Origin of the sequence: Occultella gossypii, from assembly GCF_019947135.1 — a bacterium.
In the GTDB taxonomy this organism is placed as follows: Bacteria; Actinomycetota; Actinomycetes; order Actinomycetales; family Beutenbergiaceae; genus Occultella; species Occultella gossypii.
The window spans coordinates 47,839-71,149 of the sequence record NZ_JAGSHT010000003.1; the positions used below are offsets into that span (position 1 = coordinate 47,839).

Below are 23,311 nucleotides of genomic sequence, written 5' to 3' on the forward strand. Positions count from 1 at the left end.
GCCGACCGGGACCCGTGCCAGCGCCTGTGTCGCGCCGGCTCGCTCGACCCGGCGTCAGCGGGCGAGCAGCACCAGCGCGAGGATGATCGCCATCAGCGACCCGATCGGGATGGCCACGAACACCCCGAGAGCGGCGGCGAGCGTGACCCGCAGGTCGTCCTTGAGGTAGGGCGCAGCGACCGGCCCGCCGGCCGCGGCGAGCAGAGCGCGCTGGGCCTGGTCCACCCGGGCCAGGGCGCGGCCGATGACGCCGAGCCTGCCGACGCCGAGGATCCGGGTCAGTCGGGCACCGGCGCCCTTCGCCGAGCCGGTCACGGCGGCCTCGGTGAACGCGTCGAACACGGCGTTGACGTCGTCCTCGCCGGCGCGCCCGTGCATGTCCTCCTCGACCTGCTCCACCAGCGCGTCACCGGTGCTCAGACGTGTCCCGGGCTCGATCGAGACGACCCGATGCTCACCGAGCGACGCGACGGCACGCAACCACCGCCGTCGCCGGACCGCCAGGACGACCACCGGCACGGCGAGCAAGGCGGGCAGCGCGAGCAGCGCCACCGATCCGGCGACGCCGGGGCCACCCGGCGAGGTGAGGAGCACCACGTCGAGGATCAGCGCGAGGGTGAGCACCGCCGTCGCCGCGATGATCAGGAACCTGCTCGGGCCGCCGAGCAGCCGAGCCGTGAAGGCGGCCAGGTTCCCCATCGAGTCGCCGAGTGAGCCCATACCCACGATTGTGCCGCACGCCCGCCGATTCCCGGCTCGGAGCTCCGGCGTGGGACGATGGGAGGCGTCCCGTCCAGCAGTTCCCCCAACCATCAGACGTCGAGGTTCCCTGCCGTGCCACCCATCGCCACCCCGGCCGCAAACGCCCGCATCCAGCCGGCGTCCACGCCACCGGAGTTGCTGCGCAACTTCTGCATCATCGCGCACATCGACCACGGCAAGTCGACGCTGGCGGACCGGATGCTGCAGCTGACCGGCGTCGTGGACGCGCGGTCCATGCGGGCCCAGTACCTGGACCGGATGGACATCGAGCGTGAACGCGGCATCACGATCAAGTCGCAGGCCGTGCGGATGCCGTGGCAGGTCGGTGAGACCGCATTCGCGCTGAACATGATCGACACCCCCGGGCACGTCGACTTCACCTACGAGGTGTCCCGGTCCCTGGCCGCGTGCGAGGGCGCCGTGCTGCTCGTCGACGCCGCGCAGGGCATCGAGGCGCAGACCCTGGCGAACCTCTACCTCGCCATGGAGAACGACCTCGCGATCATCCCGGTCCTGAACAAGATCGACCTGCCCGCCGCCCAGCCGGAGAAGTTCGCGGAGGAGCTCGCGACGCTGATCGGCGGGGAGCCCGAGGACTGCCTGCAGGTCTCCGGGAAGACCGGCGTGGGCGTCGAGACGCTCCTGGACGCGATCGTCGCGCAGGTCCCGCCGCCCGTCGGGGACCCGGACGCGCCGGCCCGGGCCATGATCTTCGACTCCGTCTACGACACCTATCGCGGCGTGGTCACCTATGTCCGGGTGGTCGACGGCCAGCTGTCCCCGCGCGAGAAGATCCGGATGCTGTCCACGAACGCCACCCACGAGCTCCTCGAGATCGGCGTGAGCTCGCCCGAGCCGCACCCCACCCAGGGCATCGGCGTCGGCGAGGTGGGCTACCTGATCACCGGCGTGAAGGACGTGCGCCAGTCCCGCGTCGGTGACACGGTCACGAACGCGGCCAAGCCGGCGACCGAGTCCCTCGGTGGCTACCGGGACCCGCAGCCGATGGTGTACTCGGGCCTGTACCCGATCGACGGCTCCGACTACCCGGTGCTGCGCGACGCCCTCGACAAGCTCAAGCTCAACGATGCCGCCCTGGCGTACGAGCCGGAGACGTCCGTGGCGCTCGGGTTCGGGTTCCGGATCGGGTTCCTCGGGTTGCTCCACCTGGAGATCGTGCGCGAGCGGCTCGAGCGCGAGTTCAACCTCGACCTGATCTCCACCGCCCCGAACGTGATCTACCAGGTCACCATGGAGGACGGCACCGAGGTGACCGTACGCAACCCGAGCGAGTTCCCGACCGGCAAGGTCAAGACCGTCACCGAGCCGATCGTGAAGGCCACGCTGCTCGCCCCGAGTGAGTTCGTCGGCACGATCATGGAGCTCGCCCAGGGCCGGCGCGGCACCCTCCAGGGCATGGACTACCTCTCCGAGGAGCGCGTGGAGCTGCGCTACATCCTGCCGCTCGGGGAGATTATCTTCGACTTCTTCGACCAGCTGAAGTCCCGCACCCGCGGGTACGCCTCCCTGAACTACGAGATCAGCGGCGAGCAGGACGCGGACCTCGTCAAGGTGGACATCCTGCTGCAGGGCGAGCAGGTGGACGCGTTCTCCGCGGTCGTGCACCGGGAGAAGGCCTACGCCTACGGCGTGATGATGACCGGCAAGCTCAAGGAGCTGATCCCCCGGCAGCAGTTCGAGGTGCCGATCCAGGCGGCCATCGGCGCCCGGATCATCGCCCGCGAGACCATCCGCGCGATGCGCAAGGACGTCCTCGCCAAGTGCTACGGCGGTGACATCTCCCGTAAGCGCAAGCTCCTGGAGAAGCAGAAGGAGGGCAAGAAGCGGATGAAGAACATCGGCCGGGTGGAGGTCCCGCAGGAGGCGTTCGTGGCCGCGCTGTCCTCGGAGCCACCGTCGGGCAAGTGAGCACGGGGGCCCTGCCCGGCTCCGTCGTCGCCGGCTCGGGAGAGCGTGACTTCGGTGTGTATCTGCACGTCCCGTTCTGCTCGGTGCGGTGCGGGTACTGCGACTTCAACACCTACACCGCCACCGAGCTCGGCGGCGGCGCGTCGCAGGCGAACTACGCCACGACGGCGATCGGCGAGATCGAGCTGGCCGCGTCGGCCATGCGGGACGTCGGTCTGCCGCAGCGGAACGTCTCGACCGTGTTCCTCGGCGGCGGGACGCCCACCCTGCTGCCCGCAGCCGACCTGACCAGGCTGCTGGACGCCGTCGGGCAGGCCTGGGGACTGTCCGACGACGCCGAGGTGACCACCGAGGCCAACCCGGACTCGGTCACGGCCGCGGACCTGGCGGAACTCGCCGGGGCGGGGTTCACGCGGGTGTCCTTCGGGATGCAGTCCGCGGTGCCGTCCGTGCTGCACACGCTCGAACGCACCCACGATCCGCGGCGGATCCCGGACGTGGTCACCTGGGCGCGGGACGCCGGCCTGCGCGTCTCGCTCGACCTGATCTACGGCACGCCGGGGGAGACCCTGGACCACTGGCGGACCAGCCTGGACGCGGTCCTGGCCCTCGAACCGGACCACGTCTCCGCGTACGCCCTGACCGTGGAGCCGGGCACGAAGATGGGCGCCCAGGTGCGCCGCGGACTGTTGCCGATGCCCGATCCGGACGACGAGGCGACCAAGTACGAGATCGCCGCCGCGGCTCTCGCCGGCGCCGGCTACGACTGGTACGAGATCTCGAACTTCGCCCGCACCCCAGCAGACCGGTGCCGCCACAACATCGCCTACTGGCGCTCGCACGACTGGTGGGGTGTCGGACCCGGGGCGCACTCGCACGTCGGCGGGCACCGGTGGTGGAATGTCAAGCATCCCCGCCCGTACGCGGAGCGCGTCGACGCCGGGCAGCTGCCGGTCGCCGAGAGCGAGACGCTCACGCAGCGCCAGCGTGAGGACGAGCGGGTCCTGCTCGGCGTGCGCCTGGCCGACGGGCTCGACGTCGGCCCGGACCTGCGCGGGAGGCTGCCGACCCTCGTGGCCGACGGGCTGCTCGAGGGCGATCCCGCGAGTGCGGGGCGAGCCGTGCTCACCCTGCGCGGGCGCCTGCTCGCGGATACCGTGGTGCGTGCGCTGACCGACTGAGGCCGGCCCAGGTGTGACGATTTTCGGGAGAAACCGGGCAAGCCTTGTGCACGAGCGGGCCAGAAGTCGCTACGGTTACGCCGTCACACGTTTTCCAATCCCAGGCAGGGAGAACCATGAGTCAGCTTCCCCCCGACCCGAACAACCCGAACGGGCAGGGCGGCGTGCCCCCCGTCCCGTCCCAGCCGGGTCAGGGTCAGCCCGGCCCGGGCTACGGCCAGGGCCAGCCTGGACCGAACCAGGGACAGCCCGGCCAGCAGCCGCCGAACTACGGCCAGGGCCAGCCCGGACAGAACCCGGCTCAGCCCCCCGGCCAGCAGCCGCCAAACTACGGCCAGGCACCGCAGCCCCCGGGCGCGTACCCGAGCCCTCAGCAGGGTGGCTTCCCGCAGGCACCGCCCCCCGGCCCGGACCAGTACGGCCAGTACGGCGCCCCCGGCGCCGGCTACGGCGGCCCGCCGCAGGGCCAGGCATGGGGCGGCGACCCGTACGCCCAGCAGATGCAGCAGCGTCCGTTCGCCGTTGGTGACGCGATCGGCTACGCGTGGAAGTCCGTGACGGGCAACCTCGGTGGCTGGCTGCTGCTGATGCTGATCCTCATCGTGGCATCGGTCCTGCTCAGCTTCCTGAACCCGAACACCCGCTTCGTCTCCGAGGGTGGTTTCAACTACTCCACGATGACGGGCGGCGTGACCGTCCTCGGCATCATCGGCGCGATCCTGAGCGCCCTCGTCGCCGCGTTCATCAGCGGAATGATGTACACCGGCGCGCTCCACGAGACCGCGGGCCGCAAGCCGTCCGTGAGCGATTTCTTCTCGGTGAACAACTTCCAGAACATCGCGATCTTCGCGCTCGTCTGGGGCGTGGTGGCCGGTGTGATCCAGGGGCTGCTCCCCGCACTGAGCATCCTGGTGATCATCGCGGGCTTCCTGCTCTGGTTCACCTACGTGTTCATCATCGACCGGAATCTCGCCTGGCTCGACGGCATCAAGTCCTCCGCGCAGCTGGTCACCCAGAACCTCGGCGGCAACCTGCTGCTCGGGCTCGCGATCATCGGTATCAACATCCTCGGTGCGATCCCGTGTGGTCTGGGCCTGTTCATCACGGTCCCGATGACGTACGTCGCCGTCACGTACGCCTACAAGACGCAGACGAACCAGCCGGTCGCCCCGAAGTGACCCTGTCCTGACGAGCATCGCGGCCGCTGAGCCGGAACGCTCGCAGGACACCGAGGGCCCGCGCACCACCCAGGTGGTGCGCGGGCCCTCGCGTCTGCCTCGGCTCGCCTACTCCCAGCCGACAGCGCCGAAGTGGTTGCCATTTCAGCACTCTCGCCACGTGGGTTCACCGCCGAAAGTGCTGTGGTGGCTGCCCCTTCAGCACTCTCGCCCGCCCACCAGCCTCAGGGGGCGGTGACGAAGTCCACGAGCTCCTCCACCCGGCCGAGCAGGCTCGGCTCGAGGTCGCGGTAGTCGCGCACGGTGCCGAGGATCCGCTTCCAGCCGCGGGCGACGTCCGCCTGGTCCTGCGCCGGCCAGCCGAGCACGGCGAGGGTGCCGTACTTGATGTCGGTACCCCTGGGGATGTGCGGCCACTGCTCCAGACCCACGCGGGCCGGGCGGACCGCCTGCCACACGTCCACGTACGGGTGGCCCACCACGAGCACGTGCTCGGCGCCGTGGGGGCGCACCGCCTCCGCCGCGATCCGGGACTCCTTGCTGCCGCGGACCAGATGGTCCACGAGCACCCCGACCCGGCGCCCCGGCCCGGGCCCGAACTCGGCGAGCATCTCGACCAGGTGATCGACGCCGTCGAGCAGTTCCACGACCACGCCTTCCAGACGCAGGTCCTCGCCCCACACCTTCTCGACGAGCTCGGCGTCGTGTCGGCCCTCCACCCAGATCCGGGACGCCCGGGCCACGCGGGCCCGAGCACCGGGAACGGCGAGGGAACCACTCGCGGTGCGCTGCGCCGTCGGCGGCCCCTGCGGCTTGCGGTAGGGGACCAGGCGGACCGGCTTGCCGTCCACCCAGAACCCGGCCCCGAGCGGGAAGGTGCGGGTGCGGCCCCGGTTGTCCTCCAGCACCACCACGTGGGTGCCGCCGCTCTTCTCGACCCGCGCCACGGCCCCGACCCAGCCGGTCTCGACGTCCTCGACGACGAGGCCGGGCTCGGCGGGGGTGTCCACGGTGCGGGGGGTGCGGCCGGCGTGCGGGTCGCTGGACAGGACGTCGGTGCCATAACGATCGGAACTCACCCGAGTGAGGTTACGCACGCGCCGCCGGGAGTTGTCGGACCGACGCGTAGAATTAGCACTCATGGCACAGGAGTGCTGACGTCGGGGCCCAACGGGCCGCGCTGACGTAGGGTCGCGGACAATCGCGTGGAGATCGGGAGGAGGACCCGGATGAGCTCGGAGCGGCAGCTGGATGTGCTGCGTGCGATCGTGCAGGACTTCGTGCGTAGCCGGGAGCCGGTCGGATCGCGCAACCTCGTGGAGCGCCACAACCTCGGTGTGTCCCCTGCCACGATCCGCAACGACATGGCCGCGCTGGAGGACAGCGGGTACATCGCGCAGCCGCACACGTCGGCCGGGCGGATCCCCACGGACAAGGGCTACCGCCTGTTCGTCGACCAGATCTCGGTGATGAAGCCGCTCTCGGCCGCCGAGCGGCGAGCGATCACCGAGCTCCTCGAGGGTGCGGTGGACCTCGACGACGCCCTCGAGCGCACCGTGCGCCTGCTCGCCCAGCTCACCCAGCAGGTGGCCGTGGTGCAGTACCCGTCGCTGCGGCGGTCCACGCTGCGTCACGTCGAACTCGTGCCCACCGGGCAGCGGCGCCTGATGGTCGTGATCATCACGGACAACGGCCGGGTCGAGCAGCGCACGGTCGAGTCGCTCACCGACCTGGACCCGACGTTCATCGCGGAACTTCGGGCCCGCCTCAACGCCGTGGGCGCCGGCCGGCCGGCCGCCCGGCTGCCGAAGGTGCTCGGCGACCTGACCGAGGTGTTCGGCCCCGAGGACCGGCCGCTCGTGGACGCCGTCACGAACGCCGTGGTCGAGGAGGTCTCCCAGGGGACCGAGGAGCGCATCGTGATGGCCGGAACCGCGAACCTGGCTCGCGCCGACCTCGACTTCACCCGCACGATCGGCCCCGTCCTGGAGGCCCTCGAGGAGCAGGTGGTGCTGCTCCGGCTGCTGTCCGAGATGGCCGAGGAGGACGGCGAGCGCCCGCTCTCGGTCCGGATCGGACATGAGACACATCACGCCAACCTGGCCGAGACCTCCGTCATCGCCAGCGGTTACGGTGGGGAGGGTCCCGACGCGATCGCGCAGATCGGGATCGTCGGCCCCACCCGGATGGACTACCCAACCACGATGGCCTCGGTGCGAGCCGTGGCCCGTTACCTCACCCGGCTGCTGTCCGGCTGACCTTCCGGCGGCCCCGTGCCGCCCCCAGCACGTCTCCGATTCCCCAAGCGACGAAAGTGACCTGTGAGCGACTACTACGAGATCCTCGGCGTGTCCCGCGACGCGAGCACGGAGGAGATCAAGCGCGCGTACCGCAAGCTCGCCCGCCAGCATCACCCCGATGTGGCCGGCGTGGCGAGCGAGGAGAAGTTCAAGAACATCACCGCGGCGCATGACACGCTCTCCAACCCGGAGAAGCGCCGCGCGTATGACATGGGTGGCGGCATGCCCGGCATGGGCGGTGCCGGCGCCGCCGGATTCGGTGGCTTCTCCGACATCTTCGAGACGTTCTTCCAGGCGGCGGCCGGCGGCACCGGCCAGCGCGGCCCGGCGCCCCGCTCGCGCCGCGGTCAGGACGCCCTGCTCCGGGTGAGCATCGACCTGTCCGAGGCGGCGTTCGGCGTGGCCCGGGACCTCGAGGTGGAGACCGCCGTCGTCTGCACCACCTGCCAGGGCACCTGCTGCCAGCCGGGCACGCACCCGAAGACCTGTGACACCTGCCAGGGCCGTGGCTCGGTGCAGCGGGTGGCGCGCTCCTTCCTCGGCCAGGTGATGACCACGGCTGCCTGCGCGGTCTGCGGGGGCTACGGCACGATCATCACCGACCCGTGCACCGAATGCTCCGGTGAGGGCCGCGTCCGGACCCGCCGCACCGTACGCGTGAACATCCCCGCGGGCGTGGACGAGGGCACCCGGATCAAGCTGAGCGGGCAGAGCGAGGTCGGGCCGGCCGGCGGTCCCCCCGGGGACCTGTACGTGGAGATCCGGGAGAAGCCGCACCCCGTCTTCACCCGCCGCGGCGACGACATCCACTGCTCCACCGCGCTGCCCATGACAGCGGCCGCGCTGGGCACCATGCTGAACCTGGACACGCTCGACGGCCCTCAGGAGGTGGACATCCGCCCGGGCACCCAGCCGGAGGAGGTCGTCACCCTGCGCGGCCTCGGCGTCGGGCACCTGAACGGCACTGGCCGCGGCGATCTGCACGTGCACGTGGACGTGGAGGTCCCCACGAAGCTCGACGAGGCGCAGGAGGAGCTGCTGCGTCAGCTCGCGACGGCCCGCGGCGAGGAACGCCCCGAGGCCCGACTCTCGGCCGCGAACCCGGGCATGCTCCACCGGCTGCGGGAGAAGTTCGGCGGCCGCTGAGGCGTCCGCGGCGGTGCTCCTTGGCCCCGCTTGGTGAACTCCACACGCTCACCCTGGGCGGCTGGTACGCGCTGGTAGCGTCCGAGGCCCGCCACGCCGCCTCGCCCTCTCCCGTGAAGCGCGTGCGGACTTGCGGCGGATGGGCCCGATGCGCCGCCGAACCGCACCCTCGGCCTCAGCTCGGAACGGCGACCCGTCGCAGGCCGGCGAGCAGCAGCAGTCCGGTGAATCCGCCGGCGACGGCCAACACGATCAGGTCCACCGGATCGAAGTTCGCGCCGAGGAACAGCCGGGCCGCCGGGACCGCCTCGGAAATCGCGCCGGGCAGCGGCGTCAGCTGCGCCACCTCGACGGCGCACACCGCGCCGGTGCCCACGGCCGCCACGGCCCATACCGACCAGCCGGGCCGGACGAGGGCGACGGCGAGGACGGCGGCGACGGCATAGGCGGCCGTGCCCGCGATGTCCGAGCCGGGCAGGTGCCGCACCAACTGCAGTGCGAGCCCTGCGGCGATCACGACGACGAGCGCCACGGCCACGGCCGCCCGCCGTCGCGGCGCCCTCGCACGGGCCTCGGGTGGATGTTCCATGAGCACCATCGAACCCCGGGTGCCCCGGCCCCTGAGTACACGCCGGGCGAACTTCACCAGATCCGCCCAGCACCGGACCATCGCGCGCGCCGGGTGCGCACGCCCCGGCCTGCCGCTCGAGGTTGTCCCCAGGATGTCGAGCCCGCCGCTTCTGGTGGTCGGTTCGAGGCTGCCTTGACTACCTCGGTGGCGTGACGGACGTGGGCGGGCGCGGCGTCGCGAGTGCGCCGGCCGCTGGCGTGGGCAGAACTCACCTGCCGAGTTCCGACCGAGTCGGCCCGGTTGCGGCATCATCGCTTCGGTGAGCAACCCACCTGTCGGCCTGATCATTGTCCTCGTCGTCCTTGTCCTCGGCATCGGTATCGGCGTGTTCTTCTGGCGCCGCCGGGTGGGCTACATCAAGTCGCTCACCGACCGCGGCTGGGCGTTCGAGTCCAGCCCGGCGCTCGCGATCGCCGGCGGGCTGACGCTGCCCCCGTTCGGGCTCGGGTTCGACCGCAGCACCGACGAGCACATCTCCGGCGCCCGCCAAGGCGTCCCGTTCCAGGTGTTCGAGTACAAGAGTCAGGTCGGCAGGTTCCGCGTCGCCGCGATGCGCCTGCAACTGCCGCTGCCGGAACTGTTCCTGACCACCACTGGTGCCCGCCCCGGTGCCCAGGCCGCCCAGCAGCAGTCGACCGGACAGTGGCACGTGCTCAGCGACGACGCCGAGTTCGCCCGTGCGGTCCAGGCCGGCGCCGGCGCGGCGGTGACCGCGTTCGCGCAGGCCAACGGTGGCGTCGACCTCTCCATCGACGGTGACCAGCTCGTGGTGCTCGGTGCGCCGAAGGAGGCCGCGGAGCTCGACCGGTTCCTCGACGCCATGGTGGCCATCGCACGCTCCCTCGACCCCCGCGCGCTCGAGGAGTTCCGCCGCCCGGCACCGGAACGGTGGGTCGGCTTCTACCGGCGGCCGCACTGGCAGTTCCGCGACCGGGACGACCGCTTGATGAGCGTCGTCGACGTGACCCGCGGCGGCCAGAACCACAGGATCGTCAACGTGGTGAGCTGCGAGGTCGGCCCGCTGCCGTTCGTCGCGTTCAAGCACCACTGGCAGACCACCCGGACCGTGACCAGCACCGACTCCAACGGCAACACCACCACGCGCACGGAGACCGACAACCACGAGGAGTCCATCTTCGAAATGAGCCTCGGGATCCCCACCCCGTACCTGGAGGTGACCGGGAACCGTGCCCTGGGCAAGTGGTTCGGGCGCGGGGACCGGGTGGAGTCCGAGCTGGCCGCGTTCAACGACCGTTTCGACGTGCGCTCGGATGTGCCGAAGTTCGCCTCCGACGTGATCCACCCCCGTCAGATCGAGTACCTCATGCAGGTCCAACCGATCCCGTTCTCGATGGGTGGCGGGCGGATCCGCGTGGCGGTCCCGCAGCACGACCTGGCCGTGATCGACCACACCGTCGCATTCATGCACGGGTTCCTCGTGCGGATCCCCGAGTTCGTCTGGCAGGACCTCGGCGCGGGCGTGCCGGACTTCGACGGCGACGGCCGCCCCGGCCCGACGCTCTACTCCAGCGCCTCCTGAGTCAGAGCATCTCGAGCAGTGCGTGCGCGGCGTTGTGCCCGCCGATCCCGCTGACTGCGCCGCCACGCACCGCGCCGCTGCCCGCGATCAGCACCCTCGGGTGGTCCGTCGCCACGCCCCACCGGTGCGCCGGTGAGCCCGGCTCGCCCGCCCGGCCCGGTTCGAGCCAGGGCCAGCTCAGATCGCCGTGGAAGATGTTCCCGCCGGGCATGCCCAACTCCTCCTCGATCTGCCCGGGGCCACGGATCTCCACGCACTCACGGCCCGCGGAGTCGCGCAGCAGCAGCGGCTCCAAGGGTTCGGCCAGGTGCGGGGTGATGCTGCCCAGGAACCGGCGCCAGGCCCGCTCGCGCAACTCCTCGTCTGCGAGCCCCTCCTCGAGCTGATGCAGCCCGAAGTAGGTGAGGGTGTGCGCGCCGGTTGCGGCGAGCTCGGCACCAAGGATCGAGGGGTCGGTCAGGGTGTGGCAGTAGATCTCGCCCGGGCACGGGGTGCCGTCATCGCCGACGGCGGCGCGGGCGTCCGCGGCCATCGCCGCGTGGGCGGACTCCAGCTCGGTCATCGACTCGGCCAGGTGCAGCGTGCCGGCGAACGCGACGTCCGGGTCGATCCCCGACCGCAACCGCGGCAGCCGGGAGAGCACGAGGTTGATCTTCACCTGGGCGCCCTGCGGGCGTGGTCCGGGATGGTCGCCGAGCAGGCCGGCGAGCGTGTACGGGGCGACCCCGCCGAGCACCCAGTCCACGTCGAGAACTCCCGCGTCGGAGACCACCCGGGCTCCGCCGTCGCCGGCCTCGACGGACCCGACCGACGCACCGGTGACGATCCTGGCCCCGGCGGCCCGCGCGACCCGCTCCAGCTCGCCGGTGACGGCGCCCATGCCACCCACGGGCACCCGCCATTCACCGCCGATCACGTGGTAGAGCCAGCATCGGTTCTGCCGCAGGGACGGCGAGTGCAGCGAGGCGAACGTCCCGATCAACGCGTCGGTCGCGACCACGCCGCGGACCAGGTCGTCGGTGAACCGTCGCTCCAACGTCGCCCCGATGGGCGCCTGGGTCAGGTCAGCCCACCACTGGGGGCCGATCAGCGCCCGGGCGCGGTCCGCCGTCGGCAGCGGCTGCAGGAGCGTCGGCGCGAGCGCCGCGGCCAGGTCGTCCGCGCCGGCGTAGAACGCCCGCCACGCGTCGTACTCGGCGTCGGACCCGGTCCGGGCCCGGAACGAGGCGGCGGTGGCGGCACCGGCATGCGTCTCGACGAGTAGTCCACCGGGGCCGTCGGCGGTCGAGTACGGGGTGTACGACGCCGTCGGGCGCGACCGCAGGTCGAGGTCCAGTCCGAGGTCACTCGCCAGGGCCGGCGGCAGCAGGCTGACCAGGTAGGCGAACCGGGACAGCCGGGCGTCCACGCCCGGGAACGGGCGGCCGCTGACGGCGGCGCCGCCGACGTGGTCGCTGCGCTCGAGGATGGTGACCTCGACGCCCTCGCGGGCCAGGTAGGCGGCCGCCACCAGGGCGTTGTGGCCGCCGCCGACGATCGCCACCCGGGTTGCCATATCGGCAGCCTAATGCGGCGCCGGACGAGACAGACCGGTGACCCTGATCGGCTACTCGGACCGACCACTCCTGCGCCACTCGTACGGAGTCGTCGTGGACACCTTCACGAGGCCGGCCCGTTCCAGGATCGGCCGCGAGAACTCGGTGGAGTCGCTGTGGGCGAGCCGCTTGCCGCGGTCCAGGGCCGAGCGCGCGCGTGCGGCCGTGAGGGCTCGGTAGATGCCGCGGCCCCGCCACTGGGGCCGGGTCGCCCCGCCCCAGATGCCGGCGAAGTCGGTGGTTGCCACGGGCTCGAGCCGCCCGGCGCAGACGATCACGTCGTCGACCTCGGCCACCCACAGCTCCATGCCGTCGTCGAGTGCGAGGCGGCGGAGAATGGCCAGGGCGTTGCGCTCGGACGGTGGGTCGCCGAAGACCTCGTTCTGCATGGCGCACATGGCGCGCACGTCCGCCTCGCCGGTCACCCGGCGCAGCGTGACCCCGGCCGGGAGCGGCACGTCGGCGACGAGGTCGCGGAGTTCACCGAGCATGATCGACTCCGGGTCGGCGGGGACGAACCCGTGTCCGACCAGGGCCTCGTGGAGTCCGGGCGCGTGGTCGTGGCCGCGGGTCTTCCACTCGACCCGGGTGATCTCGGGGTCCGCGCGATAGTGGTCGAGGACCTCGCCGACGACGTCAGCGGTCGCGTCGGGGTCGATGCCCCCGAGGTCGCGGTAGGAGACGAAGCCCCGCCCGCCGACGAACGTCGCAAGTCGCAGCGGGCCGCGCCGCTCGACCGTGACCGCACTGGGCGTCTCGGCTTCGGTGCGCAACTGGTCGTCGTAGGCGCTGAGGAGTTCGGTAGGTGTCACCCAGGCATCCTGCCTGGACACATGGTCGGCTGGCGACGGGTGCGGGATCGGCGAAGCGGCCGCATCCCGCCACGGAACCGACGTCGCCCAGGTCCCATTCTCCAGGTCCGCGTCCGACCCGGCCCGGCTAGGATCGGGATCACTGTGTGCGCGCCGCGCACCGCGACCGGAAGGAAGCACGGGCTCCGAGCCCCGCTCATGGATCAGACCAGCGCAGCAGAACCCTCCGAAGCCGCCGGTGGCCCGGGCGCGGCCGGAGCGCAGGGAGCAGGGGCCCAGGTCCAGCACCAGATCACCATCCCCGACTCGATCCCCATGGTGGCGCTGCTCGGTCAACGCGACGAGGTGCTGCGCGCGATCGAGTCCGGCTTCCCGACCGTGGACGTGCACGTGCGCGGCAACCTGGTGACCCTCACCGGGCGGCCGGGTGAGGTGGCCCTCGCCGAGCGCCTCGTGGACGAGCTCAGCGAGATCGCCGCGTCCGCGCAGCCGCTGTCCGCGGACGCCGTCGAACGCGCCATCGCGATCCTGACCGCGTCCACCAACGAACGCCCCGCCCAGGTGCTCACGATGAACATCCTGTCCAACCGGGGCAAGACCATCCGGCCCAAGACGGTGGGGCAGAAGGAGTACGTCGAGGCGATCGACCGGAACACCGTGGTGTTCGGGATCGGCCCGGCCGGCACCGGGAAGACCTACCTGGCGATGGCCAAGGCGGTGCAGGCGCTGCAGTCCAAGCAGGTGAACCGGATCGTGCTGACCCGGCCGGCCGTGGAGGCCGGTGAGCGGCTCGGGTTCCTGCCGGGCACCCTGAACGACAAGATCGACCCGTACGTGCGCCCGCTCTACGACGCGTTGCACGACATGGTCGATCCGGAGTCGATCCCGCGGCTGCTGGCCGCCGGCACGATCGAGGTGGCCCCGCTTGCGTACATGCGCGGGCGCACCCTGAACGACGCGTTCATCATCCTCGATGAGGCCCAGAACACCTCCGCCGAGCAGATGAAGATGTTCCTGACCCGCCTCGGTTTCGGCTCCAAGGTCGTGGTCACTGGTGACGTCACCCAGATCGATCTGCCCGGGGGCACCCGGTCCGGCCTGAAGGTGGTGCAGGAGATCCTCGACGAGATCGACGACGTGGTCTTCTGCGAGCTCACCAGTGCCGACGTGGTGCGCCACCGCCTGGTCGCCGAGATCGTCGACGCGTACTCGCGGTTCGAGACCCGCTCTCCCGCACCGCGGGAGGGGTGGAGCCGATGAGCACCGAGGTCACCAACGAGTCCGGGTACGACCTGGACGAGGCGGAGTTCGCGGCGCTGTCCCGGTTCGTCATCGACGAGATGCATGTGCACCCGCAGGCGGAGCTGGAGATCCGGTTCGTGCCCACCGACGTCATGGCCGAGCTGCACGTGCGCTGGATGGAGGAGGAGGGCCCCACCGACGTGCTCTCCTTCCCGATGGACGAATTGCGTCCCGGGTCCGACGGCGAGCTCAGCGAGGAGGGCATGCTCGGTTCGATCGTGGTGTGCCCGGACGTCGCTGTCGAGCAGGCCCGCGTGGCCGGGCACTCGGCCGAGGAGGAGATGCTCCTGCTCACCACCCACGGCATCCTCCACCTGCTCGGGTACGACCACGCCGAGCCCGAGGAGGAGAAGGAGATGTTCGACCTGCAGCGCCGGCTGCTGCTGACGTTCCTGGCCCGGAGGTGAGCGACTCGGGGCCGTTGCCGCTCCTGATCCTGCTCACGCTGGCCGGCATCGGTCTTGCGGCGCTGCTGTCCGCCGGGGAGGCCGCCGCCGGGCGGATCACCCGCGCGGCCGCGCACGAGGCCGAGCAGTCCGGCGCCCGCGGCGCGGCCCGGGTGGTCCGGATCGCCGAGAACCACGGTGGCGTGGTCCGGGCGGCGACATTCACCCGCGTGCTCGCCGAGATGACGGCGGCCGTGTGCCTGACCCTGATCCTCGCCGGAGCGCTGCGCCAGTGGTGGCTGGTGCTGCTGTGCTCGGTGGTGGCCTCGGCGGTGCTCATGGTGATCGTGGTCGGGATCAGCCCGCGGACCATCGGCCGCCGCGAGCCCGTGCGGGTCCTGGCCTGGGTGGGTCCGCTGCTCCTCGGCCTCGAGACCCTCTACGCCCCGGTGGTGCGGCTCACCGACTCGCTCGGCGCGCGGGCCGGGCGCACCACCCTGGAGGAACGCGAGGCCGACGAGGACGACCTTCGTGACATGGTCGACCGGGTCAGCGAGAGCCACCAGATCGACGACGACGAGCGCGAGATGCTGCACTCGGTGTTCGAGCTCGGCCGCACCATGGTCCGGGAGGTCATGGTGCCCCGCACGGACATGGTCACCGTGGCCTCGGGCACCCCGCTGCAGAAGGCCATGACGCTGTTCGTGCGGTCCGGGTACTCCCGGGTGCCGGTGGTGGGGGAGTCCGTCGACGACCTGCTCGGCGTGCTCTACCTCAAGGACGCGCTGCGGTACCTCACGAAGAAGCCCGAACGGGCCACGGCGCCCGTCGACCGGATCATGCGCGAGGCCGTCTTCGTGCCCGAGACGAAGCCCGTGGACGACCTCCTCGACGAGATGCGGGACGCCGTCGTCCATATTGCGATGGTGTTCGACGAGTACGGCGGCATCGCGGGCCTGATCACGATCGAGGACATCCTCGAGGAGCTCGTCGGGGAGCTCGTGGACGAGCACGACGCCAGCGAGATGGAGGTCGTGGACGAGGGGAACGGGGTGTTCGTGGTGCCCGCGCGGCTGCCGCTGGACGAGCTCGGTGACCTGTTCGACCTCGATGTGACCGATGATGAGGTGGACACCGTCGGCGGTCTGCTCGCCAAGGCACTCGGCAAGGTCCCGATCGCCGGTGCCCGCGCCGTGACCCACGGCGTCCAGATCCGGGCGTTGGATGCCACCGGCCGGCGCAAGCAGATCACCACCCTCCGGGTCCGCGCCGCGGCACCCGAACCGCCCGAGACCGACGAACCCGGCCGCAACGGCCGGAGCCACCAGCTTCCAGACGAAGGACACCGACCATGACCGCCACTCCCGAGTTCCGAGCGGGCTTCGTCTGCATCGTCGGCCGCCCCAACGCCGGCAAGTCCACGCTCACCAACGCCCTCGTCGGCCAGAAGGTCGCGATCACCTCCGGCCGCCCACAGACCACCCGGCACACCGTGCGCGGCATCGTGCACCGTCCCGACGGGCAGCTCATCCTCGTGGACACGCCGGGGCTGCACCGGCCCCGCACCCTGCTCGGCGAACGCCTCAACGAGCTGGTCATCGGCACGCTCGCCGAGGTGGACGCGATCGCGTTCTGCATGCCCGCCGATCAGGAGGTCGGCCCGGGGGACCGGTTCATCGCCCGGCAGCTGGCCGAGGCCCGGACCCCGGTGATCGCGATCGCGACGAAGGCGGACAAGGTCGCCCCGGAGCGGCTCGCCCAGCACCTGCTGGACATCTCCGAGCTCGGCGAGTGGGCCGACATCGTCCCGGTCTCCGCCACGAAGGACTACCAACTGGACGTGCTCATCAAGGTGCTGCTCGGTCACCTGCCCGAGTCCCCGCCGCTCTACCCCGACGGCGAGCTCACCGACGAGCCCGACGCCGTGATGGTCGCCGAGCTGGTGCGCGAGGCCGCCCTCGAGGGGGTCCGGGACGAGCTGCCGCACTCATTGGCCGTCGTGGTCGAGGAGATCGTGGAGCGGGACTCCCCGCACCGGGACGGTCGGCGCATGCTCGACGTGCGCGTCGAGCTGTACGTGGAGCGCGACTCCCAGAAGGCCATCGTGATCGGGGCGAAGGGCGCCCGGCTGCGGGACGTCGGCACCAAGGCCCGCCAGGGCATCGAGGCCCTGCTCGGCGCGGCCGTGTACCTGGACCTGCACGTCCGGGTCGCCAAGGACTGGCAGCGGGACCCGAAGTACCTGCACCGCCTCGGCTTCTGAGGAAGGGGCAGGGGCGCGCGTGGGCGACGGGGCAGTCGGTGGGACGAACTACCCTGGTCCGGTGATCTACCGGAAACTGGCTGTCGTCCTCGGGCTGGTCCTCATCTTCGGTCTGATCGGGTCCCTCTCCGGGCCGGGCTGGAGCCCCCAGCCGATGACCGAGGTCGTGGTGCCGGAGACGGCGGACGTGGCCATCGGCTCGGACGCCGTCACGGACCCGGTCGGCACGTATGAGACCGCCCAGGAGACGATCGAGGTCGAACTCGACGGCGCAACGGTGCTCGCCACGATCACCTACCCGGTGGACGCGCCGGACGGGCGTCCCGGGATGCTGTTCCTGCACGGCGCCGGCACCGCCACCAATCTGAACTTCGCCGATCAAGCCGAGGCGCTCGCGAGTGCCGGGGTGTACGCGATGGTGCCCGAGAAGCGGATGGACACCTACACCACCACCGACCGCGACTACGTGCAGATGGCCCGGGACTACCTGGTCTCGTGGCGCATCCTCACCGAGTGGCCGGGGGTGGACCCGACGGCGGTCGGTCTCTACGGCGAGAGCGAGGGTGCCTGGATCGCGCCGGTCGCCGCCGCCCAGGAACCGGACGTCGCGTTCGTCGTGTTCGTCTCGGCACCGGTGGTGCCGCCGCGGGAGCAGTTCGCGTTCGCCGCGGACTCCTATCTGCGCTCGGTCGGGGTGCCGCCCGCGCTGCTGCGCGCCATCCCGCGCGGCCTCGGCGCGAACATGCCCGGCGGCGGCTTCGAGTACGCCGACTTCGACGCGAGCCCGTACCAACAGCAGATGGAGCAGCCGGTGCTCCTGATGTACGGCACCGGGGACTCCTCGATGCCGACGGTGCAAGGCCCACTGCAACTCATCGACGACATCGCCGAGACCGGGAACACCCAGTACACGCTGCGCTACTTCGAGGGCGCGAACCACGGCATCCGGATCGACGACGCACTCGCTCCGGGCTTCAACGACGCCCTGGCCAGGTGGACGCTCGGTCTGCCGGACACGGCGACGGCGGAGCCTCGGATCGCCGGCGCCCAACCGGTGCAGCGGTTCCGGGCCGCGCCGGTCAGTCACCCGCGCTGGTACGCCGACGGCGACATGTTGGTCTGGTCCATCGTCGGCGCCTTCGCGCTGCTGCTGATCGGCCCGGTGGCCTGGGTGGGCAGCCGCCTGGTGCGCCGCCCGAGCCGCCGCCTGCCGCCGCCGCTGGCCCGGTACAGCGCCGCCACCGCGCTGGCCGCGACCGCGGTTCTGGTGGTGTTCGCCGCGTACATCGTGCAGGTCGCGAACCTGGCGCTGAACTACCGCACCGACGACCTCGCCGTGCAGGGCGGCTGGGTGCTCCTGCAGGCGGTCGGGATCTTCGCCGTCGCCGTCGGGGTCCGCTCGGTCGCGGCGGGCATCAACGCGCGCCGCACGCTCGGCGCGGACGTGAGCGGCGCCGTCGGGCGGATCACCTGGTGGGGGGTGCACCTCGGTGCCACCGTAGTGTTGCTGATCGCGGCGTACTGGGGCGTGTTCCCGAGCGTGTTGTGACGGCGCCGGACCGCCGATCTCGGTGGCCCCGGCGGGCGGCTGACCCGCCGTAGGTGTGACGGGCACCGGTGGGCTGCATAGGATCATGCTCAGATTTCCCTCCCAGGACGGATCGAGGAGTTGCGGGTGCAAGCTGTATGGGGCGTGGCCACCGATGCCGGTGGACGTCGCAAGGCGAACGAGGATTCCGTGCTGGCGACGCCGTCGGTGTTCCTCGTCGCCGACGGCATGGGCGGGCACGTCCATGGCGCGATGGCCTCGGGGGCGGTGGTGGCGGAGTTCTCCCGCTACGCCGACAGCGTCCGGCCCGACGTCGAGGTGCAGCCCACCGACATCCAGGCCGTGGTGCGTGCCGCCCAGCAGCGGATCAGGGCCTCCCTGGCCGACGTCCAGGATTCCGTGGGTGATCATCCGGTCACCGCCGGGAGCACCGCTGCGGGCGTCATCCTCACCCGACACGAGGACTCCCCGTACTGGCTGGTGTTCAATGTCGGCGACTCCCGGGTGTACCGGTTCGCCGAAGGGGCGCTGACCCGGATCAGCGTGGACCACTCCGTGGTCCAGGAGCTGGTGGACTCCGGCGCCATCACCGACGAGCAGGCCCGCAGCCACCCGCAGCGGAACGTGATCACGCGGGCCGTCGGCAGCGGTGCCGACGTGGAGCCCGACTTCTGGATGCTCTACGCGGGCGCGACCGAGCGGCTCCTGCTCTGCTCCGACGGCCTCATCAACGAACTCACCGAGGACCGGATCGCCGGGGTGCTCGGCGCCGGCCTCGGCCCGCAGGACGCGGCGTCGGCGCTGCTCGGGGAGGCCATCGCCGACGGTGCCCGGGACAACGTCTCGGTGATCGTCATCGACCTCCTGCCCGATCACGAGGCCCTCGCGACCACCGCACCGCGCGAGGGCGTCGGCGAGCCCGGCGGCGCGGAGGACACCGTCCCCCGCGAGCAGGGAGCGGCCGCGGACCGGAACTGGTGGTGGGCGTGAGCCTCGAATACGTGCCGGGGGAGTGGACCGGTCTCGCCACCGAGACCGGTGTGGTGCTCCTCGCGCCGACGGTGCCGTCGGCAACGGTGCGCGCCGTGTGGGATGCGCTCGCGGCCGGTCGGCCGATCACGCAGTGGTTGGAGATCATCGCAGGTGGCGGGATCTCGTCGCTTCCCGCGTTCGCCCTCGTCGAACGCACGGCCGACGGCGTCCGGGTGCTTCTGCGCGGTGACGTGGTCGTCGACGTGGACGGCACCGAGGTGGCCGCCCGCGGTATGAGTACGTGGCGCGAGGTGCTGGTCGAGGCGGCCACGGACATCGTGGTGCGCACCCCTGGCGCGGTCGGCACTGCCGGCCCGGTCGATGACTCCTGGCCCCTGGTCGGCGGCGTGGTGCGGGCGGCACGAATCCGCGTGGACCTCGCCGACGCGGCGCCGGCCGAGCCTGCCGCCGGGGCGGGCGCTTCCGCGGAAGCGTCTGCGGCCCCCGCCGAGGCGCCCGCGGCCGGCGTGGATGCGCCTGCGAGTTCGGTGGATGTGCCCGCAGCACCCGAGGCGGCGCCTGTGCTGCCCATCGGCGCGCTCGCGCCCATGGCTGACGCCGATGTGCCGACGCCCGCCGCAGACGCCGTGGACGAAGCGGTGGCTGGCGTTCCGGAGCACGCTGACGACGAGTCGGTGTCCATGGCCGAGCCGGTCGACGTCTTCGAAGAGGCCGGGTTCGGCGTTGCGGCCGATGTGGCTGACGCCGGCGCCGACGACGGCGTGGACGAGCTCGTGGACGCGGAACCGGACGATGCCGCCGCTTCCACAGAAGCACCGGTGCCTGCGTTCGGTGTGGATGCGTCCGCGGAAGAGCCGGTGCCTGCCTTCGGTGTGGACGTCTCCGCGGGAGCACGGGAGTCGGCGGCCGAGGCTGACGACGTTGCCGCGGATGAGCCGGTGCCGGCCTTCGGTGTGGATGCTTCCCCGGAAGCAGCGGTGCCTCCGTTCGGGATGGACACTTCTGCGGAAGCGGCGGTGCCCGCCTTCGGTGTGGACGCTGCAGCCGAATCGCCGGTCCCGGAGTTCGGCCTCGGCAAACACGCTGCTGCTGAACCGGAGGGTCCCGCGCTCGCGGATGACGAAGACGCCTCCGCGCAACCGCTATCGCCGTCCGACGGTGACGTCGACGACCTGGCTCATCACGAGACCTACGTCGGCCCGCTGCCCGACATCGCTACTCCTGGCGCCGAGGAGCCCGAGCAGGAGCAGCCCGACGAGCCGACCGCGTCCGACGCCGACGCTGACGCCGACGCGGACGCCGACACCGAGGCCGACGCGCCCGTGGCCGACGCCTACGTGGCCGGCGGCCAGGGCGACGGCGAGTCCCCGGTTCCACCGCGCCCGCCCGAGGGCACCCCGACCGCCGAGTACGAGCAGGTCGGCCCGGTCAGCAGTGGACTGATCGACTCCCTTCCGTGGAACATGCCGAACGCACGCGCGGCCGACGCGCAGCCCGCGGCGCCGAGCCCGGTGCCGGCCTTCGACCCACCCGCCGTGCACACGTCCGTCCCGACCGCGGCCACCGGCGCCGGGGACGCGGAGATCGAGGGCGATCACGACGGCGAGACGATCCTCGTCTCCCACCTGCGCACCGCCTACGCGCAGGACGCCGCCGACGCCGTACCCAACCAGCCGCCGTCGGCCACGATCGTGCCCGGCGTCGCCGACGACGCGCTGTACGACGAGCCGGGACCGGTGATCATGCTCGCCGTCTCCAGCGGCCCCCGGGTGCCGCTGGACCGCGTCGTGCTGATCGGCCGCGCGCCCGAGTCATCCCGGTTCGCGGGCGCCCTGATGCCGCGCCTGGTCACCGTGCCGAGCCCGCAGCAGGACATCTCCCGGACCCACGTCGAGGTCCGCCTCGAGGGCGACCACGTGGTGGTCACGGACCTGCGTTCCACGAACGGCACGATGGTCGCAGTGCCCGGCAACGACCCGCGCCGGCTGCACCCGGGCGAGGGTGTGCCGGTCCCGGTGGGCTCCCTGATCGACCTCGGCGACGGCATCACCATCGGCGTGGAGAGCTCCGGGTCGCCCCACGGGCAGGGCCACTAGGTGGCGGGCCGCCGGCCGCCGTCGCCACCTCCCGAGATCGCGGGCTACACCCACGAACGCCTGCTCGGCTCGGGTGGCTTCGCCGACGTCTTCCTCTACACCCAGCAGCTGCCGCGCCGGTCCGTCGCGGTGAAGGTCATGCTCGCGCACGCCACCAGCCCGCAGGCACGCGAGCAGTTCGTGGCCGAGGCGAACGTGATGGCGCAGCTGTCCACGCACCCGTCGATCGTCACGATCTACCACGCGGACACCGCCTCGGATGCGCGCCCGTTCCTGGTGATGGAGTACTGCCCGCGCCCGAACCTTTCCGTGCGGTACCGCACCGAGCGGATCGGGGTCGCCGAGGCACTGCGGATCGGAGTGCGGCTCGCCGGCGCCATCGAGACCGCGCACCGGGCCGGGATCCTGCACCGCGACATCAAGCCCGCGAACGTGCTCACCACCGACTACGGCTGGCCCGCCCTGACCGACTTCGGCATCTCCGTCGCCACGGACGCGGTCGAGGAGACGGACACCATCGGCCTGTCCATCCCGTGGGCGGCGCCCGAGTTCTTCTCCGAGGGCGCCGAGCGTGGCCCCGCGGGTGACATCTACTCGCTCAGCGCCACCATCTACACCCTGCTCGCCGGACGGTCGCCGTTCGAGCGTGAGGGCGGCCCCAACGGCGCACTGGACCTGATCACCAGGATCGAGCGGGACCCGGTGCCGGCGATCGGCCGCGACGATGTGCCCGAGTCCCTCGGCCAGGTGCTTGCCCGCGGCATGGCCAAGTCCGCTCGGGACCGGTTCGCCACTGCCGCGGACCTCGCCCGGGCGATCCAGCGCGTCGAGCAGGAGCTGCGCCTGTCGCAGACCACGCTGGACGTGCCGGACACGTCCTGGATCCACGTCCCGGACAACGTCGGCGAGGACCTGCGCACCCGGGCCCGTTCGGTCGTCACGGTCAACCCGCAGGCCCCGGCCACCACCGGCGATCCGCTCGCGGGGGAGCGCACCGTCTTGCGTCCGCAGGTGGTGCCGCAGACCCCGCCCGACGGCGGAGCGAGCCGCCCGCGGGACCCGCACCAGGGCGCGGGGCCGGGTGGGCACGCCCAGTCGGGCGCAGGTCAGGCGGGAGCGCCCGGACAACCCGGAGCCGGCCTGCGGCAGGCCGCGCCAAGCGACGGCGCCCCGGGTACGCCGGGCCAACCGGGCGCCGCGAACCCACCCAGCGCCCGCCGTCGTTGGCCGGTGTGGGCGGCGGTGGGCGGCGTCATCGCCGTCGTCGCCTCGGGCGTCATCATCGGCGCGCTCAACGCCCCCGATGCGCCGGAGCCGACCCCCACCGTGACGCCGACCCTGCCCCCGGACGAACCGAGCGCCGCGGCCCACCCGCCCGCGCCGGCGGATGTGGAGGGGACCCGCGAGGCGGACGGGACCGTCACGTTCAGCTGGGTAGGCGTCGAGGACGACGCGGAGGTCACCTATGCCTGGATGTTCACCCGTGGCGCCCCTGCGGACGACAGCGGTGAGACGCGCGACACGTTCGGCGCGACGTCGGTGAGCGTGCCCGCAGCCGCGGACTATGTTTGTATCAGTGTGATCTCGATATACACCGAGACCCGAACCGTTTCGAACGAGAGTGTTGAGGGATGCGCGTAATGCAGCG

General features: G+C 71.7%; 19 protein-coding genes. 14 read left to right on the top strand and 5 right to left on the bottom strand.

Annotated features, from left to right (window positions below):
* Positions 1 to 54: 54 nt before the first annotated feature.
* A complete protein-coding gene (locus tag KCQ71_RS03520) occupies positions 55 to 720 on the bottom strand; it encodes a hypothetical protein (protein ID WP_223402901.1) in 666 nt (221 codons plus the stop codon).
* 114 nt (positions 721 to 834) lie between these two features.
* Between KCQ71_RS03520 and lepA the strand changes: the two genes are divergently transcribed.
* The 3 genes from lepA (at position 835) to KCQ71_RS03535 (ending at position 5,050) form a co-directional block, all read left to right on the top strand.
* Positions 835 to 2,691 carry a translation elongation factor 4 gene (gene lepA / locus KCQ71_RS03525; RefSeq protein ID WP_308116601.1) on the top strand — a complete coding sequence of 619 codons (1,857 nt, stop codon included), beginning with the start codon at positions 835 to 837 and terminating at the stop codon, positions 2,689 to 2,691.
* Entirely contained in the window at positions 2,688 to 3,872 is a 1,185-nt protein-coding gene (gene hemW, locus KCQ71_RS03530; RefSeq protein WP_223402903.1) for a radical SAM family heme chaperone HemW, read from the top strand. Before lepA ends, hemW begins: the two co-directional genes overlap by 4 nt.
* Positions 3,873 to 3,988: 116 nt before the next feature.
* Positions 3,989 to 5,050 carry a Yip1 family protein gene (locus KCQ71_RS03535; protein WP_223402905.1) on the top strand — a complete coding sequence of 354 codons (1,062 nt, stop codon included), beginning with the start codon at positions 3,989 to 3,991 and terminating at the stop codon, positions 5,048 to 5,050.
* 224 nt (positions 5,051 to 5,274) lie between these two features.
* Here the strand turns inward: KCQ71_RS03535 and KCQ71_RS03540 are convergent, their stop codons facing one another.
* On the bottom strand, positions 5,275 to 6,129 hold the full coding sequence (locus tag KCQ71_RS03540; RefSeq protein ID WP_223402907.1) for a DUF3097 domain-containing protein: 855 nt from the start codon (positions 6,127 to 6,129) through the stop codon (positions 5,275 to 5,277).
* A 150-nt stretch (positions 6,130 to 6,279) separates the two neighbouring features.
* Between KCQ71_RS03540 and hrcA the strand changes: the two genes are divergently transcribed.
* On the top strand, positions 6,280 to 7,308 hold the full coding sequence (hrcA, locus tag KCQ71_RS03545; RefSeq protein ID WP_223402909.1) for a heat-inducible transcriptional repressor HrcA: 1,029 nt from the start codon (positions 6,280 to 6,282) through the stop codon (positions 7,306 to 7,308).
* A 63-nt stretch (positions 7,309 to 7,371) separates the two neighbouring features.
* Positions 7,372 to 8,496, top strand: coding sequence for a molecular chaperone DnaJ (dnaJ, locus tag KCQ71_RS03550; RefSeq protein WP_223402911.1), 1,125 nt, complete (start codon positions 7,372 to 7,374; stop codon positions 8,494 to 8,496).
* 175 nt (positions 8,497 to 8,671) lie between these two features.
* Here the strand turns inward: dnaJ and KCQ71_RS03555 are convergent, their stop codons facing one another.
* Complete coding sequence (locus KCQ71_RS03555; RefSeq protein WP_223402913.1) at positions 8,672 to 9,085, bottom strand: DUF2809 domain-containing protein; 414 nt, start codon at positions 9,083 to 9,085, stop codon at positions 8,672 to 8,674.
* A 301-nt stretch (positions 9,086 to 9,386) separates the two neighbouring features.
* Between KCQ71_RS03555 and KCQ71_RS03560 the strand changes: the two genes are divergently transcribed.
* A complete protein-coding gene (locus tag KCQ71_RS03560) occupies positions 9,387 to 10,667 on the top strand; it encodes a hypothetical protein (RefSeq protein ID WP_223402915.1) in 1,281 nt (426 codons plus the stop codon).
* Between the two features lies 1 nt (position 10,668).
* Here the strand turns inward: KCQ71_RS03560 and KCQ71_RS03565 are convergent, their stop codons facing one another.
* Together KCQ71_RS03565 and KCQ71_RS03570 are read right to left on the bottom strand one after the other, a co-directional pair.
* Positions 10,669 to 12,222 carry a phytoene desaturase family protein gene (locus KCQ71_RS03565; RefSeq protein ID WP_223402917.1) on the bottom strand — a complete coding sequence of 518 codons (1,554 nt, stop codon included), beginning with the start codon at positions 12,220 to 12,222 and terminating at the stop codon, positions 10,669 to 10,671.
* 51 nt (positions 12,223 to 12,273) lie between these two features.
* Positions 12,274 to 13,074: a GNAT family N-acetyltransferase gene (locus KCQ71_RS03570; protein ID WP_223402919.1), complete on the bottom strand. Its 801-nt coding sequence runs from the start codon at positions 13,072 to 13,074 to the stop codon at positions 12,274 to 12,276.
* A 198-nt stretch (positions 13,075 to 13,272) separates the two neighbouring features.
* On the opposite strand from KCQ71_RS03570, the gene KCQ71_RS03575 reads away from it, so the two are divergent.
* The 8 genes from KCQ71_RS03575 (at position 13,273) to KCQ71_RS03610 (ending at position 23,304) form a co-directional block, all read left to right on the top strand.
* Positions 13,273 to 14,334 carry a PhoH family protein gene (locus tag KCQ71_RS03575; protein WP_223402921.1) on the top strand — a complete coding sequence of 354 codons (1,062 nt, stop codon included), beginning with the start codon at positions 13,273 to 13,275 and terminating at the stop codon, positions 14,332 to 14,334.
* Positions 14,331 to 14,783 carry an rRNA maturation RNase YbeY gene (gene ybeY, locus KCQ71_RS03580; protein WP_223402929.1) on the top strand — a complete coding sequence of 151 codons (453 nt, stop codon included), beginning with the start codon at positions 14,331 to 14,333 and terminating at the stop codon, positions 14,781 to 14,783. The genes KCQ71_RS03575 and ybeY overlap by 4 nt, the downstream gene beginning before the upstream one ends.
* A complete protein-coding gene (locus tag KCQ71_RS03585) occupies positions 14,780 to 16,117 on the top strand; it encodes a hemolysin family protein (RefSeq protein WP_223402931.1) in 1,338 nt (445 codons plus the stop codon). The genes ybeY and KCQ71_RS03585 overlap by 4 nt, the downstream gene beginning before the upstream one ends.
* Positions 16,114 to 17,025, top strand: a complete 912-nt coding sequence (gene era, locus KCQ71_RS03590) for a GTPase Era (RefSeq protein ID WP_223402933.1) — start codon at positions 16,114 to 16,116, stop codon at positions 17,023 to 17,025. Before KCQ71_RS03585 ends, era begins: the two co-directional genes overlap by 4 nt.
* Positions 17,026 to 17,086: 61 nt before the next feature.
* Complete coding sequence (locus KCQ71_RS03595) at positions 17,087 to 18,574, top strand: alpha/beta hydrolase family protein (RefSeq protein WP_223402935.1); 1,488 nt, start codon at positions 17,087 to 17,089, stop codon at positions 18,572 to 18,574.
* A 126-nt stretch (positions 18,575 to 18,700) separates the two neighbouring features.
* Positions 18,701 to 19,564: a PP2C family protein-serine/threonine phosphatase gene (locus tag KCQ71_RS03600; RefSeq protein WP_223402937.1), complete on the top strand. Its 864-nt coding sequence runs from the start codon at positions 18,701 to 18,703 to the stop codon at positions 19,562 to 19,564.
* Complete coding sequence (locus KCQ71_RS27530) at positions 19,561 to 21,663, top strand: FHA domain-containing protein (protein ID WP_223402939.1); 2,103 nt, start codon at positions 19,561 to 19,563, stop codon at positions 21,661 to 21,663. Before KCQ71_RS03600 ends, KCQ71_RS27530 begins: the two co-directional genes overlap by 4 nt.
* On the top strand, positions 21,664 to 23,304 hold the full coding sequence (locus KCQ71_RS03610; RefSeq protein ID WP_223402941.1) for a serine/threonine-protein kinase: 1,641 nt from the start codon (positions 21,664 to 21,666) through the stop codon (positions 23,302 to 23,304).
* Positions 23,305 to 23,311 lie beyond the last annotated feature (7 nt).

Excerpts from the sequence above, each read along its gene's own strand:
- KCQ71_RS03520 (WP_223402901.1), bottom strand. The coding sequence starts at position 720 with ATGGGCTCACTCGGCGACTCGATGGGGAACCTGGCCGCCTTCACGGCT.
- KCQ71_RS03535 (WP_223402905.1), top strand. The coding sequence starts at position 3,989 with ATGAGTCAGCTTCCCCCCGACCCGAACAACCCGAACGGGCAGGGCGGC.
- hrcA (WP_223402909.1), top strand. The coding sequence starts at position 6,280 with ATGAGCTCGGAGCGGCAGCTGGATGTGCTGCGTGCGATCGTGCAGGAC.
- KCQ71_RS03555 (WP_223402913.1), bottom strand. The coding sequence starts at position 9,085 with ATGGAACATCCACCCGAGGCCCGTGCGAGGGCGCCGCGACGGCGGGCG.
- KCQ71_RS03565 (WP_223402917.1), bottom strand. The coding sequence starts at position 12,222 with ATGGCAACCCGGGTGGCGATCGTCGGCGGCGGCCACAACGCCCTGGTG.
- KCQ71_RS03575 (WP_223402921.1), top strand. The coding sequence starts at position 13,273 with ATGGATCAGACCAGCGCAGCAGAACCCTCCGAAGCCGCCGGTGGCCCG.
- ybeY (WP_223402929.1), top strand. The coding sequence starts at position 14,331 with ATGAGCACCGAGGTCACCAACGAGTCCGGGTACGACCTGGACGAGGCG.
- era (WP_223402933.1), top strand. The coding sequence starts at position 16,114 with ATGACCGCCACTCCCGAGTTCCGAGCGGGCTTCGTCTGCATCGTCGGC.